Here is a 314-nt window from a genome sequence, read left to right as displayed (position 1 = left end):
GTTTTTCAAGTTCTTTCAGCCTGTCGTATTCCGTCCATTTGCTGACACTAGTGCTTTTCGCAAATGTTTCATAATGAACAGGCACATTTGTTTTTTGGTATAAGTCGATCCGATCAACTTCTAAAGAAATTGCTTTCGACGTTCAGTTAACAACATCCCCCCATCACCCAAAAACCCAAAAAATAATCATTACGTTATTAACTATAAGACCAATAAAAACTTTTGTCAACTCGAAAATGCCGCATGAGTCAGTCAAGACTTTGTGGAGAACCTTTTTTTCGGTTCACTAGGATCATTGTTAATCATAGGGCATT

The 314-nt window shown here is 36.9% G+C and carries 1 pseudogene; it reads right to left on the bottom strand.

Annotated elements, in window-relative coordinates:
• Window positions 1-156: pseudogene (locus BRO54_RS20750) on the bottom strand (Lrp/AsnC family transcriptional regulator); the annotation flags it as partial.
• Window positions 157-314 lie beyond the last annotated feature (158 nt).

The organism is Geobacillus proteiniphilus, assembly GCF_001908025.1.
Classification (GTDB): domain Bacteria; phylum Bacillota; class Bacilli; order Bacillales; family Anoxybacillaceae; genus Geobacillus; species Geobacillus proteiniphilus.
Note: the sequence above shows the minus strand (reverse complement) of the source record. Positions and strands in the feature narration are given on the sequence as shown.